The 13,201-nt window shown below is 67.7% G+C and carries 15 protein-coding genes; 6 read left to right on the top strand and 9 right to left on the bottom strand.

Going from position 1 to position 13,201, the window contains the following annotated elements; all coding sequences use genetic code 11:
* Window positions 1-11: 11 nt before the first annotated feature.
* The gene (locus AC1DN0_RS01685; protein ID WP_477145490.1) at window positions 12-722 is read right to left on the bottom strand and encodes a hypothetical protein; all 711 of its coding nucleotides are present in this window, start codon (window positions 720-722) and stop codon (window positions 12-14) included.
* Between the two features lie 290 nt (window positions 723-1,012).
* Here AC1DN0_RS01685 and AC1DN0_RS01680 point away from each other — a divergent pair, with 290 nt between their 5' ends.
* Window positions 1,013-1,405 carry a hypothetical protein gene (locus AC1DN0_RS01680; RefSeq protein WP_441632970.1) on the top strand — a complete coding sequence of 131 codons (393 nt, stop codon included), beginning with the start codon at window positions 1,013-1,015 and terminating at the stop codon, window positions 1,403-1,405.
* A gap of 129 nt (window positions 1,406-1,534) precedes the next feature.
* On the opposite strand, the gene AC1DN0_RS01675 is transcribed toward AC1DN0_RS01680, so the two are convergent.
* The 5 genes from AC1DN0_RS01675 to AC1DN0_RS01655 all read right to left on the bottom strand — a co-directional run bounded on the left by AC1DN0_RS01675 (window position 1,535) and on the right by AC1DN0_RS01655 (window position 5,384).
* A complete protein-coding gene (locus AC1DN0_RS01675; protein WP_441632968.1) occupies window positions 1,535-1,969 on the bottom strand; it encodes a hypothetical protein in 435 nt (144 codons plus the stop codon).
* Entirely contained in the window at window positions 1,966-2,559 is a 594-nt protein-coding gene (locus AC1DN0_RS01670; RefSeq protein ID WP_441632966.1) for a DUF4166 domain-containing protein, read from the bottom strand. The genes AC1DN0_RS01675 and AC1DN0_RS01670 overlap by 4 nt, the downstream gene beginning before the upstream one ends.
* The gene (locus AC1DN0_RS01665; protein ID WP_477102473.1) at window positions 2,556-4,064 is read right to left on the bottom strand and encodes a TIGR01777 family oxidoreductase; all 1,509 of its coding nucleotides are present in this window, start codon (window positions 4,062-4,064) and stop codon (window positions 2,556-2,558) included. The genes AC1DN0_RS01670 and AC1DN0_RS01665 overlap by 4 nt, the downstream gene beginning before the upstream one ends.
* A 92-nt stretch (window positions 4,065-4,156) precedes the next feature.
* Window positions 4,157-4,705 carry a GbsR/MarR family transcriptional regulator gene (locus AC1DN0_RS01660; RefSeq protein ID WP_035862436.1) on the bottom strand — a complete coding sequence of 183 codons (549 nt, stop codon included), beginning with the start codon at window positions 4,703-4,705 and terminating at the stop codon, window positions 4,157-4,159.
* Between the two features lie 64 nt (window positions 4,706-4,769).
* Entirely contained in the window at window positions 4,770-5,384 is a 615-nt protein-coding gene (locus tag AC1DN0_RS01655) for an HD domain-containing protein (protein WP_441632961.1), read from the bottom strand.
* Between the two features lie 128 nt (window positions 5,385-5,512).
* Here AC1DN0_RS01655 and AC1DN0_RS01650 point away from each other — a divergent pair, with 128 nt between their 5' ends.
* The 4 genes from AC1DN0_RS01650 to AC1DN0_RS01635 all read left to right on the top strand — a co-directional run bounded on the left by AC1DN0_RS01650 (window position 5,513) and on the right by AC1DN0_RS01635 (window position 9,111).
* Window positions 5,513-5,932, top strand: a complete 420-nt coding sequence (locus AC1DN0_RS01650) for a GNAT family acetyltransferase (protein ID WP_477145489.1) — start codon at window positions 5,513-5,515, stop codon at window positions 5,930-5,932.
* 15 nt (window positions 5,933-5,947) lie between these two features.
* Complete coding sequence (locus AC1DN0_RS01645; RefSeq protein WP_441632957.1) at window positions 5,948-6,358, top strand: VOC family protein; 411 nt, start codon at window positions 5,948-5,950, stop codon at window positions 6,356-6,358.
* A 126-nt stretch (window positions 6,359-6,484) separates the two neighbouring features.
* The gene (locus tag AC1DN0_RS01640; RefSeq protein ID WP_441632955.1) at window positions 6,485-7,732 is read left to right on the top strand and encodes an MFS transporter; all 1,248 of its coding nucleotides are present in this window, start codon (window positions 6,485-6,487) and stop codon (window positions 7,730-7,732) included.
* 146 nt (window positions 7,733-7,878) lie between these two features.
* Window positions 7,879-9,111 (top strand): MFS transporter, encoded by a 1,233-nt coding sequence (locus AC1DN0_RS01635; protein ID WP_441632953.1) that lies wholly within the window; start codon window positions 7,879-7,881, stop codon window positions 9,109-9,111.
* Between the two features lie 15 nt (window positions 9,112-9,126).
* On the opposite strand, the gene AC1DN0_RS01630 is transcribed toward AC1DN0_RS01635, so the two are convergent.
* From AC1DN0_RS01630 to AC1DN0_RS01620, 3 genes are all read right to left on the bottom strand, one after another.
* On the bottom strand, window positions 9,127-10,023 hold the full coding sequence (locus tag AC1DN0_RS01630; RefSeq protein WP_441632951.1) for a DODA-type extradiol aromatic ring-opening family dioxygenase: 897 nt from the start codon (window positions 10,021-10,023) through the stop codon (window positions 9,127-9,129).
* Window positions 10,024-10,741: 718 nt separating this feature from the next.
* Window positions 10,742-11,068, bottom strand: coding sequence for a YciI family protein (locus tag AC1DN0_RS01625; RefSeq protein ID WP_428179148.1), 327 nt, complete (start codon window positions 11,066-11,068; stop codon window positions 10,742-10,744).
* 59 nt (window positions 11,069-11,127) lie between these two features.
* Window positions 11,128-12,114 carry a quinone oxidoreductase family protein gene (locus AC1DN0_RS01620; protein ID WP_441632947.1) on the bottom strand — a complete coding sequence of 329 codons (987 nt, stop codon included), beginning with the start codon at window positions 12,112-12,114 and terminating at the stop codon, window positions 11,128-11,130.
* A gap of 154 nt (window positions 12,115-12,268) precedes the next feature.
* On the opposite strand from AC1DN0_RS01620, the gene AC1DN0_RS01615 reads away from it, so the two are divergent.
* Complete coding sequence (locus AC1DN0_RS01615; RefSeq protein WP_441632990.1) at window positions 12,269-13,126, top strand: LysR family transcriptional regulator; 858 nt, start codon at window positions 12,269-12,271, stop codon at window positions 13,124-13,126.
* Window positions 13,127-13,201 lie beyond the last annotated feature (75 nt).

Genomic DNA, 13,201 nt, shown 5'->3' with positions numbered 1-13,201 from the left:
AAGCCGACCGTTCAGGCATTCACCTTGCGGACCGGTTCTCCGAAGAACACCTCGATGGGCACGAAGTGCCATTGCGCGGCTTCGGGGTCGTAAAGGGCTACCTGGTTGATCTGCGCCCCCACGGGGACCGTTCCCGGCATGCGCTGTATGGCCAGCGCCACGGCCTGATGCCGTTGCTGTTCCGTCCAGGTTTCCAGCAGGCAGTGCGAATCCGCGTGCGCGAACAGCCCGGCGTGTTCACGCAGCCGTTCGTACTTGGCAATGCCGTCCTGGTCGATCTCGAGGTCGATGGCATCGCGCCGCGCTTCCRGGATCTCTTCGGTCTGCACCATGCAGACACTGGCGAGCGCCCCTTTGCGCCGGACCACGATCCGGCCATCGCTCGCAGCCCAGCCACAGTGCAGGTTGACATGGAGCTTTCCGCCGCTATCCCGGATCAACGTCCGGGGATCGAAAGCCGCCGCATGCACGACGTGATACGGCTTGCCCGGGCCAGACACGAACGCGGCGTTCAGCAGTGCATCAAAGGGTGAGATATGGACGGCCAGTGCGGAGCCGGCATCGGCGTTGCCCTCCTCCACGAATTCGCAAGCGGCATTGCACCAGTCCGGCTGGCCGTCCCCCGGCGCGTAGTTGACCAGCACGAACAGGGCTGGCCGGGTATGCAGAACGTGCCCGCATGAGCGAAAGGGCGTATTAGGGGGCGTATTGGGTAGCGCCATTTGAGTGCACCTCCTATGAGTGAAATTTGGAGTGCCTCAATCTTTACTCGATACGGCGCGAGCGTTGGTTGGGAAATTTCTGATTTTGCTYGGGGATTGAGCAAAGGCGGGACGACGAAGCGTCCGGCGTGCTTGAATTCAACAAGGCGCGGCATCGCCCTTTAGTGTCGGTGAAGGGATCCTGGATGCCGTCCGAGATGAGCTTTGTAGCGATGGACTGCGTGATGCGGCCAGCTTGACTGAAAGCAAGCCAAGCGATGTCGTAGAGCAGATAGCACTACTGGAGGCGCATGAAACCAGAATTCAGCCTGTTGCAGATGAGAGATGTTTGGATTGATGCCTACAAATATGGCGACATCGATCAGCTGGATTTCGTGCAGAGCGCCCATTTCTTTGTGAAGCGAGGCGAGACGATCCTGACCAAGCAGCAACAACTTGGACACATACGTACACGCTTGGCTGCAAACGCATGGCGCGCTGACGAATTGAACGCTCATGATGAAACAAAAGACGTGATGGAGCACGCCGAGTGGGCAACGATCTCCGGCACCGGTTCAATGAGGCAGAACGGGAGGGTGCTCTCCCGATTCCGGTTTCTGGAACTCTGGCTGGTCAGTGACGGGCGATGGCAGGTCGCCGCATTGTGTTATGAGGATGCCGGCAACCGTGAGGCATCGAGCTAGCCTTGTTTCTCCACGCCGAACGCATGCCGCTATACGACTCGGCGCGGGAAACACCTGCGTCAGCGTCTGCTAGCCGCCAGGCACGCCATGCGCGATGGAAGGGGTAGAGACATTGCTGACGCTGCAATATCAGCGGTCCCGATACTTCAACGCGAACAGCGTCATCCCCCAGAACGGCACCCACCAGGCCAGATCGCTGCACAGCACGAACAAGCCGCTGCGCCATTCGAAGACGCCAGTCAGCGCTCCGTGCAGGAAGCCCAGCGGCCCCAGCGTCTTGCCCACCAGGCCCACCACCACCAGCGGCCAGTAGCGCAGCATGTCCTGCGCCGCGATCCAGTAGCCCAGCGCGTAGACGCCCACCATCATGCCGATGCAGCGGATCATGGCGTCAGGCGTGACGGGCATGCCCAGCCAGTCGAAGATCTGCGACGGCCACAGGCTCAGCGCAATCGCATAGAGCAGGTTATAGAACGCGGCCAGCCGCAATACCGCGGGCATCCACGCTGGTATGCGGGGCAGGCTGACGGACGCATTGCGCCCGATGGTCGGATCGGACTTCATTCCACATTCTCCGGGTGAGTATCAGGTTCAGGTTCGCGGATGGCGAGCACGCCGTCGTAGCGCAGCAGGTAGCCCAGGCGTGGCGCCCATATGCGCACGTCGCAGCGATAGCGGTCCGCATCCAGTGCGCGTTCGCTGGCCAGCACGTGCAGCCACGGCACGGTCAGGCCGAACAGGCTGACGCCGCGGCTGGCCTGCCGCAGGCGCCCGGCGCCATCGACACGCGTTGCCAGCACGATGGCCAGCGGCCCCAGGCGTTCGGTCACTTGCCCGGCCCGCGCGTGCCGCATGCGGCTCGCCACGATGTGCCCGCCGATGCGGCGGTGCCAGCGCTCGCCGGCGGGCTCTGGCGAGATGGTCACAAGGCAAGCCGCCGCCGCCGCGGGCCGGGGCAGCGCCGACAGCCGCATCAGCGCCCGCAGCCAGCCCCGCGCACTCCAGCGCACGCTCAGCGTGCCGCGCAAGTGCACGCCCTCGGCACGATGCACGCGCCGCAGCACCGGCGGCAGGCTGGCAAGGGCGGTCCCCAGCATGGTCCCGTACAGGCTTTGCGGGCCACCGTCCGTGGCATGCGCGGCGAGCGTGTTCATCCACGTGCCCGCCCGTTGCCGAGCAGGTCCTCCAGCGCCAGTTGCAGGGTCGGGAAGCGGAAGGCATAGCCTTCCTGCTGCAGTCGCGCCGGCGCCGCGCGCAGCCCGTCGAGCAGCAGCGTGGCCTGCTCCCCCAGCGCAAGACGCATGGGCCAGGCCGGCGTCGGCATCCAGGCCGGGCGGCGCAGCACAGCGGCGGCGCGGCGGACCAGGCCGGCCTGCGTGGGAGTCTCGGGCGCTACCAGGTTGTAGGTGGCGACGGCGCCTTCGCTTACCGGCGCCGCTCCACGGCACAGCCACGCGATCACGCCAAGCACGTCGTCGATGTGGACCCAGCTCTGCGCCTGGCGGCCGCTGCCCATCGGGCCGCCGAAGCCCAGCCGCACCGGCATCATCATGGCCGGCAGCGCGCCCTGGTGGCCGTAGACCACACCCAGGCGCAGGATGGCCAGCGGAATGCCGAGCCCGGCCACGGCGCGCGCCGCCAGCTCCCATTCCCGGCACAGTTGCGAGGCGAAGATATCCTGCGGCGCGCTGGCTTCGGTACGATCGCGCAAATCGTCGTCGGCCTGGATGCCGTAGTAGCCCACCGCCGAACCGTTGATCAGCAGACGCGGCCGGTGCGTGGCCGACGCTAGCCAGGCAGTCAGCGCGCGCGTGGTGCCCACGCGGCTCTCCACCAGGCTGCGCTTGCGCGCGGCACTCCAGCGCGAGCCCAGGATAGGTGCGCCGGCGAGGTTCACCACGACATCGAAGCGCGTGGCAGGATCGAGTTCCGCGAGGGCACCGACGCACGCCGCGCGGCCATCGAACAGCTGCGATGCCACGCGCGGGTTGCGCGCCCAGATCGTGACGCGGTGCCCGTCCGCCAGCAGTGCCCGCACCAGCGCCTGGCCAATGAAACCGGTGCCGCCGGTCAGCAGGAAGGATTGCGCGCGCCGCGCCGTATCGGCCCCGGCAAAATCGAACGCCGGCACCGTGCCGGCACGGTCGGCAAGTGCGCGGCTCGCCAGTGCATCGCGCACCCCGGACGCCGCCACGCCCAGCGCAAACACGCTCAGCCCCCAGCTTTGCCAGCCTTGCGGATTGAGATGCAGGCCGGTCGGTAAGTGCCACCACGCTTGCGAATGCCACGCCAGCAGGCCGAAGATCACGCCACCGTTGATGGCCAGCACGGTATGCGTCACCCGCTCGCTCGGCGGCAGGCTGCGGGTCTGGTCCTCCACCACGAAGTCGCGCAGCGTCAGCAGGATCTCGATGGCGATGATGGCCCACAGGGGAACCAGCCATGCGCCACCCCACGCAAACCACGCCAGGCCGGCGAACAGCACGCCGTACAGCACCGCCCGGATCGCATGCAGGCGCAGCTCCGGCGCGGCGTTGTGCTGCTGCGGCAGTGCGCAGCGCAGCTCGTGGTGCCAGACGGTGTCGAAGGCGCCCATCAATCCCTGCACGATCAGCAGGTTGAGGATGACGGTATGGAGCGTGTCGCTGGCCGGGTCCATCTCAAGCATCCTTAATTACAATAATTTCTGTTAAAAGAGAAATATCAAGTCAAAAAAACGGCCGCCATGGCGGCCGGCTCTTCATGCCTGTGCTATTTGCCAGCTTCGCGGGCGCGCTGGTCGCCACGCACCAGCTTCTGGATGCGCGCGCCCAGTTTCATTACCTTGACCAGTGTGTCGGGCGAGAGCCGCAGCATCTCGTCGCCCCAGCTGCCCAGCGTTTCCATCAGCTGCAGCGTGGCGATGATGCGCTTCTGCACTTCCTTGCTCTCCCTGGCGAAGGCGGGATTGTTCACGCATTCGTGCAAGGCATCGATGGTGGGATCGAACTCGCGCTGCTTGCGCTCGCGCACCACGGTGCGGAACAGGTCCCACACGTCGGTGACGGTCTCGAAGTGATCGCGCCGGTCGCCCATCATGTGCACGGTGCGGATCAGCTTCCAGTTCTGCAGCTCTTTCAGGCTGTTGCTGACGTTGGAGCGCGCGACGTTCAGCGTGTCGGCGATTTCCTCGGCCGGCAGCGGATGCTCGGCAAGGAATAGCAGGGCGTGAATCTGCGCGACGGTGCGATTGACGCCCCACTTCGAGCCCATTTCGCCCCAGTGCAGGACGAATCGTTGTGCGACCGGTTGAAGTTCCATGCCTGACAGTTTATCCGTTCGGAAATTTCCGTCAAGACAGAAATCCAATTTCAGGCAAGCAGGCTCAGGCCGGCCGCGCCAGCGTGCTTTCGTTTTCCTTCACGTACATCGAGTTGCGCGGACGCGCGAACACCCGCCGCACCATCGGCTCGAAGAAGGACAGCGGCAGCGTGTCGTAGTCCCGCATGAAAGCCGCGCCGTCGTACTTGGCGCAGAACTCGGCGGTGCGTTCGAACAGTTCGGGCTGGCTGCGGAATTGCTCGCGCAGGTTGCGGTCGAGACCGAGGTGGTGAAAGAAGTAGTAGCCCTGGAACACGCCGTGCTTCTCGACCATCCAGAGGTTTTCCGGGCTGACGAAAGGCTTGAGGATGGCGGCGGCGATGTCGGGATGGTTGAACGTGCCAAGCGTATCGCCGATATCGTGCAACAGCGCGCACACCACGTACTCTTCGTCGCGCCCGTCGCGGTGGGCCAGCGTGGCGGTCTGCAGGCAGTGGGTCAGGCGGTCGATGGGGAAGCCGCCGTAATCGCCGTCGAGCAGCTTGAGGTGATCGAGCACGCGGTCGGCCAGCGCCTGCGCGAACGGCATGAACTCCGCGGATATCGCGGCCCAGTCCTCGCGCGTGCCTTGCTCCATGTGGCTGAAGGTGGCACGGGCGTGCGCAGTCGTTTCGCTCATTGTGGGGTCTCCGTGCAGGGTGATCCTGCTTGTTTTGATGGTGATGAGCAACGATTCTGGCACAGGTTTCGCGGCTACACTGTCAAGGACTTAACAATGCAGCCGTGTGCCGCGGCGCATCAATCCGCATGCAGATCCGCCCTTACCTGGCTGCCGACGAAGCCGCCATCATCGACCTGTGGCAAACCTGCGGCCTGACCCGGCCGTGGAACGACCCGAAGAAAGACATCGCCCGCAAGCTGACTGAACAGCCGGAGCTGTTCCTGGTCGGGGAAGTGGATGGCCAGCCGGTGGCATCGGCCATGGTCGGCTTCGACGGCCATCGCGGCTGGGTCTACTACCTKGCSGTGCAYCCSGAYYACCAGCGCCGCGAYYAYGGCCGCCGCCTGATGGCGCATGCGGAGCAATTGCTGATCGAGCGCGGCTGCCCCAAGATCAACCTGCTGGTACGCACGGGCAACAGCAGGGTCATCGACTTCTACCGCAGCCTCGGGTACGCGCAGGATGACGCCGTCAGCCTGGGCAAGCGGCTGATTCCGGATATCTGAGCGAGGTCAAACGCCATGTTCCACATCCTCGGCATCGATCACCTGGTCCTGCGCACCGGCAATGTGACGGCGCTGATGCGCTTCTACGTGGACGTGCTTGGCTGCAGCCTGGAACGCGTGCAGCCGGACTTCGGCCTGATCCAGTTGCGCGCCGGCGGCGGCCTGATCGACCTGGTCGCGCTGGAGGGCCCGCTCGGCCGCGCGGGCGGCGCCGGCCCCGGCAAGGAAGGCCGGAACCTGGACCACTTCTGCCTGCGCCTCGATCCCTTCGACGCGGATGCGCTTGGCACCCACCTGCGCGCGCACGGGGTGGAGCCGGGGCCGGTGGAGATGCGTTTCGGCGCCGAGGGCAAAGGCCCGTCGATCTACGTGCAGGATCCCGATGGCAATGTCGTGGAGCTGAAAGGACCGCCCGCAAACATGTGACGCAACGTGGGCATTCCGCCCGGATGCCCGCTACAATTCCCGCTTGGCCCTCGCCGCCACTCGCGCCATCCGTCCCCCTCCACGGCGGTCCCCGGCGCGGCGGCAACGACCGCGTCCAGGCGCGCAATGACAAGACACGAAGCTTCTCCCGGCAGGCCCCCTATCTCGCCACGTCAGCTGGTCTGGACCCTCGGCATCACCGAGACCATTTCCTGGGGCACGCTTTTTTTCGCCTTCACCGTCTTTATCGCCCCGATGAGCGCGACACTGGGCTACTCCAAACCCTTCCTCGCCGGCGGCTATTCGCTGGGCCTGCTGGTCTGGGCCATGTGCTCGTTTGCCGTGGGCCGGCTGCTTGACCGCGTGCAGGCGCGCATCGTGATGTGCGCGGGATCGGTGCTGGCGGGCTGCGGTTTGCTGCTGTGGGCGTGGAGCCCGAACCAGGCGGCCTTCCTGCTGATGTGGATACCGCTCGGGCTGGCCATGGCGACCACCCTGTACGAGCCCGCCTTCGTGGTGCTGCGCCAGGCCTTTGGCGACGGCTACCAGAAGTCCATCGTCACCGTGACGCTGATGGCCGGCTTTGCCAGCACCATCTTCGTGCCGCTGGCGCAATGGCTGGTGCTGCACCTGGGCTGGCGCGAGACGCTGCTGTGCTTCGCCGGGCTCAACCTGCTGGTCTGCGCGCCCTTGCATGCGCGCCTGCGCTACGTGGCGCATGCCTCCTATGCCGCCGCCCCGGCGCCGGCTCCGCTGGAGAACTCGGCGCAGCCCGGTATTGCGCGCATGGCCTTGCGCCAGCCGGTGTTCTGGGCCGTGGTGCTGGCCTTCACCGCGCTGTCGGTGATCGCTTCGCTGCTTGGCGCCCACCTGATCCCGATGCTGACCGAAAAGGGCCTGCCGCTGGGCGAACAACTGGTGGTGGCGGCACTGATCGGACCAGCCCAGGTAGTCGGCCGCCTGGTGATGATGCGCTTCCCGGTGCGCCACCCGCTGCGGCTGTCGCTGCCGGTGTACGTGGTAATGAGCGTGGGGCTGCTGTGCTTTGCCCTCGGCTACGGCAAGTGGCTGATGCTGGCCGCCGTGCTCTACGGCTGCGCCAACGGCGTCAACACCATGCTGCGCGCCATGGCCATGCCGGAACTGATCTCGCGCCACCATTACGCCACGCTCAACGGGCTGATGATGACGCCGGTGCTGCTGATGCAGGCCGCCGCCCCCTGGCTGGGCGCATTGCTGTGGAGCGCCGCGGGCGGCTACTGGCTGATGCTGTGGGTGATGGTGGCGCTGGCGCTGATGGCGCTGGCTGCCTTCGGGTTCGCGCTACACCGGCGCGGCCTGCTGCGTACATCCAGCCACCCAGCGGCGGCCTAGGGACGCAGCGGCGGGCAAAGGGGCCTGGACGGTACGGTCGTGCGCCCGACGCACCGATATGCGACGATGCGGGGCTCGACTACCCTGCAGCGCCCGCCAGGGCACCTCGGCGCCACCGCGCGTGGCCGGAGATGCCCGCCGCATCCATGCCCGATTCCACTTCCAGCAATCTGACCCGGCCGCCTTCGCCCCCCTCCGCCGCTCCGGCCATTGCCCCGGTCGGCGCGCGCCGCGTGGAGCACGCCGCGCGCGCCACCATGGCGCTGTTTTTCGTCAACGGCGCCACCTTCGCCACCTGGGGCGTGCACATCCCCACCATCAAGGCCCGCTTCGGACTGTCGGATGCCGTGCTGTCCCTGGCCATGCTGGCGGTGGCCGCGGGCGCCATCGCTGCGATGGGGCCGGTGGGGCGGTGGGTGGCGCGCGTGGGCAGCGCCAGCGCCTGCCGGCGCAGCGGCCTGGTCTATGCGATCGCCACCGCCGCCATTCTCGCCATGCCGCAATTTGCCTTGCTGATCCCGGCGCTGATTGCCTTCGGCATGGCCAACGCGGCCTTCGACGTGGGCATGAACGCGCAGGCCGCCACGGTGGAGGCCAGCCGCGCGCGGCCCGTCATGTCGGCGCTGCACGGCATGTTCAGCCTGGGCGGTATGGCAGGCGCGGCCGTTGGCGGCGTACTGCTGAGCCTGGGCGTGCCGCCGCTGGCGCACGTCATCGGCATGGCGGCGCTGACGGCGGCGGTTACCGCCGGCGTGGCACCGTGGCTGCTGGACGACCATCCGGTACCGTCGCCCTCCGCGCACCACCGCGCGCATGCGGTGCGCGCGCTCTGGCTGCTGGGCCTGATGGCCTTCCTGGGGCTGGTTGGCGAAGGGGCGATGTACGACTGGTCCAGCGTCTTTATGCGTGAAGTGGCACAGGCGCCCGACGCCTGGACCAGCGCCGGCTATGCCGCCTTTTCCGGCGGCATGGCTTGCGGCCGCTTTGGCGGCGACCGCCTGCGCGCGCGCTGGTCGGACGCGCGCACGCTCGCAGGCAGTGCCTGGGTGGCGTTCGTGGGCATCATGCTGGCGCTGCTGTGGCCCGTGCCGGTGGCGACCCTGACCGGCTTTGCGCTGATGGGCCTGGGCGCGGCCAACATGGTGCCGATCTTCTTCGTGGCCGCGTCGCGGCTGCCGGGCGTGGCGCCGGCCGAGGCGATCGCGCGCGTGGCACGCTTTGCGTATATCGGCTTGCTGCTGGGGCCGGTGATGATCGGCGGCGTGGCCCACGCGAGCAGCCTGCAATATGGGCTGGGCGTGGTCGCCCTCACCATGGGCTGGATCGCCCTGGCGGGCGCCCGGCTGGCGCGCCCTTACCTGTCCGCCCGCAAAGGGTAGCAGCGCCCTGCGGGCTCAGGCCGTCGCGCTGGTCAAAGCGCTCTGTTCCGTGCCCACGCCCTCGAACATGAAGGTATCCATCGCCAGCACGCCGTAGGTCACATCGTCGGCCACCCGTGCTACACCCGCCGGCAGCGTCTTCTGCGCCGGCAAGCCGTCATGCGGCCCCAGCGCCGCGCCCAGCGCTACGAAGAACGGCAGCAAGTGCTCGTCGGTGGGATGCGCGCGGCGGGCGTACGGCGCCTGCGCGCGATAGTCGGCAATGCGCGTGGTGTCGCCGCTGGCGAGCGCCTCGTCCAGTGCCTCGATCATCCAGCCGCGGAAAGACTCCACATAGGGCTCGACGGGCGAGCCGTGCTGCTCGCGCCGGCCCCCGATGCCGAAGACTTCCTGCAGGTTGTGGGTAAAGCTGCCCGAGCCCAGCACCAGCACACCTTCGTCGCGCAGGGGCGCAAGCGCACGCCCGATCCCGATCTGGGCCGCCGGCGGGAGATACGGATTCAATGCCAGTTGCACCACGGGGACGTCGGCGTCCGGGAAGAAGTGCCGCATCGGCATCCACGCGCCATGGTCCAGCGGCCGCTCGTCGTCCTGCAGCACCACCGCCGCGCCGGGAACGTGCGCGGCCTCCACCAGCGCCTTGACGCGGTCGGCCAGCGCCGGGGAGCCAGGTGCGTCGTAGCGCAGTTCATAGAGCGCGCGCGGGAAGCCGCCGAAATCGTGCCAGGCCTCCTGCCGCTGCCGGGTGCCGACCACCAGCGTGCTGTAGATCCAGTGCGCCGAGACGATCAGCACCGCGCGCGGCTTGCGCTGGCGCAGCACTTCGCCGAGGGCGTCGAACGCGGCGCCGCTGCGGCCCGGCTCGAGCGCGAGCATGGGGGAACCGTGTGAGATGTAGATGGCGGGGAGCATGATGTCGGCTCTCAATTCCTTTGGATAACGGTATTGAGTGTGACAAAACTTGCCGCCGCTGGCGGTAGGCGTTTGCGGATACCTCCATCAAAAAACTTGAAGCGAATTCGCTGCACCGCACCCGCCCGCCGCATTGCACCGCAACCCTGCCGCCGCCGGGTGTGGGGTGGCCCACACAACGCTTTAAAGATTCAGACACACTGTTGGCAATCGGCTTATGATTCCAACACGAGGTGCTGTCCCGCTGCGCGATGCGAGTCGTTATCCGCGCGAGCCGGGGCCAAACCCCGCAACAAATGGATACGACGCGCCACGAAGCGCGTCAGGCTGGAGAACACCGTGGTCAAGCGCACAGCCCACAGGCCCTGGCTGCCCCATGCAAACTGGTGGCAGCCAGGCGTGTATGCAAGTGGACCGGCTGTGCTCCTCTGGATCGCAGCCCGCCTGCCCGCCCCCTGGCTGGCCGACCTGTTCAATGCACCAGGCGCGGCCGTGCTGCTCAACCATTGCGGCGATACGGTTTTCGTGGCTGGCTGGATAGCCAGTGCGCTGTGGCTCTGGCTCACGCGAAACCGTCCGGAACCAGACGCCGCGCAACARCAACCCAATGTGGACAGGCCAGCCAAAGCCGGCAGGCCACCGCGGCGGCACGTCGGCTAGCGCCCCCTTCCCGCCGCCACGCGACGCTGGCCTTTGACGCGGTCCGCGCTTCGGTACCTTAGTTCTCCACGGCCCGTTCCACCACTGCCGCGTCCGGCGCCCATGCCGCCGGCACGTCGCCCGCGCGCAGCCCGGGCGCCCAGGCAATCGTCTCGTAGTCGGCCAGGCCTTCCCGATGGAAGGGGTCTTCGGCCAGCCAGCCCGCCACCTCCTCGCGGCTTGTCCCGCGTGCCAGGATGGCGCCGCCCACGCGCGGCTCCTGCCGGCCCGAGAGCAGGAAATGGCCGGCAGCATAGTGGCGGTGAAGGAAGTCGCGGTGTGCCGCCAGGTGCCGGTCGAGTTCTTCCAGGGGCGCGCGGTAGCGCAACAAGATCAGGTACAGCATGGAACGCTCCAAAGGTTGTCCAATCCCGGCCGGGCTTGGCGATGGCAATGCGGCGCCGTTCATGGCAGCAGCAACAGGGAGCCGGAAGTCTCGCCGGCTTCGAGCCGGCGATGCGCCTCGGCGGCCTCGGCCAGTGGCAGGCGCGCGCCGATCTCCACTTTCAGGCCGGCCTCCAGCCTTGCGAGCGTGGCCTGGGCGCCTTCGCGGTAGCGCGCGAGATCGGCCATGAAGCGGAACACGCCCGGCCGGGACAGCGCAATCGACCTGGCCGGCCCCAGCGCTGCCAGGTCGAGCGGCCCGCTGTCGCCGCCCACCTGACCGATGCTGGCCACCATGCCATATGGCCTTACCGCTGCCAGGGTGCGCGCCAGTGTGTCGGCGCCGATGCCATCGATGGCGAAGTCCACCCCGTCGCCGCCACCGAATTCGCGCGCGGCAGCAACGAAATCCGCCTCACGATAACGCACCGCGCGCTCCAGGCCGTGCGCCAGCGCCAGCGCCGCCTTGGCCTCGCTGCCAACGGTGCCGATCACGCGCGCGCCCAGCGCACGCGCCCACTGCACCAGCACCAGGCCCAGACCACCCGCCGCCGCGTGCACCAGCACGCTGTCGCCAGCGCGCAGCGGGCGCACCCGGCCATAGAGCATGTGCGCCGTCATACCGCGCAGCAGGGCGCCCGCGGCGGCCTCGTCCGGCACGCTCTCGGGCAGCGCCACGGCGCGCTCGGCCGGCAAGTTGCGCACGCGGGCATAGGCGCCCGCCGGAGGGCCGGCATAGGCCACTCGCTGCCCTTCCGACAGGCCGCTGACGCCAGGCCCCACCGACTCCACGATGCCCGCGCCCTCCACGCCCAGCGTGGCAGGGAGAGCCGGCAAGGGATAGAGGCCGGTGCGATGGTAGACATCGACGAAGTTCACCCCGATGGCGGTGTGGATCAGCCGGATTTCGCCCGGGCCGGGCGCAGGGACGGGTACGGTTTCCAGGCGCAATGCTTCGCGCCCACCGGGGGCATGCAGGCGCACTTGAAGTGAAGGGATGGCAGTCATGGCGGACTCCGCGAGATGGCGTATCGAATCGTTGAACGTGCAGGTAGCGTCGAAAAGTCGACTCGCATCACGATAGCCCGGTGCAAAATAGATCGGAACTCCCAAATCGTTCGCGTTTATTGTGCAAATTTCGACAGAACAAGGTGGCCTTCCCCTGGACTGGGACGACGTGCGGTACTTCCTCGCACTGGCCCGCCAGCGCAGCCTGTCCGGCGCGGCCAGAGTGCTTCACGTGGAACACTCCACGGTAGCGCGACGCGTGCAGGGCCTTGAAACCAGGCTGGGCGTGCGGTTGTTCGACCGGCTGCCGCGCAGCTGGCCGCTGACCGCCGAAGGCGAGGCCTTGCTCGCCCACGCGAGCCGGATGGAGGAAGAGGCGCTTGCCTTTGGCCGGGCCGCGCTGGGCGCCAGCACGCTGGAGGGCACTGTCAGGCTATCGGTACCCCCCGTTTTCGGGAGCCATTTCCTGGTCCCCCGCCTGGCCGCGCTGCGCCCGCAGTGGCAAGGGATCGTGCTCGACCTGACGGGCGAAGCGCGCGCCGCCGATCTCCATCGCGGCGAGGCTGACCTGGCCGTGCGGCTGTCGCGGCCCCAGCAGCCGGGGCTGGCGGCGCGCAAGCTGGGCGAAATGGGCTACGGCCTTTATGGCGGCCACGGCTGGGTCGGGCTGCCCCAGGATGCCTGGGTCTTCCTCGGCTACGGCGAATCCTTGCGCGAGGTACCGCAGCAGCGCTGGCTGGAGCGCCTGGCCGGCGAGCGGCCCTTCGTGATGCACGCCAACGATCTCGCCACCCTGCACCAAGGCTGCCGCGCAGGGCTGGGCCTGGCCGTACTGCCGCATTTCCTGGCGCGCGACGACCCTGCCCTGTTCGGCATGATGCCGCCGGATGCGGCCCTGCGGCGTGATATCTGGCTGGCGGTACACCCTGACGTGCGACGCTCGCCGCGCGTGCGGGCCGTGGCCGAGGCGCTGGCCAAGGCGGTACAGGAAGCGTCCGGCAGCCTGATCTGACCGCTTCCCGGAACAAGGCGGTGCATCCGCCGCCACCCGCAGGGGCGCGGCACAGGCTGGACACAAAGAGCACCG

The organism is Cupriavidus sp. 05N39 (genome assembly GCF_056397325.1).
Note: the sequence above shows the minus strand (reverse complement) of the source record. Positions and strands in the feature narration are given on the sequence as shown.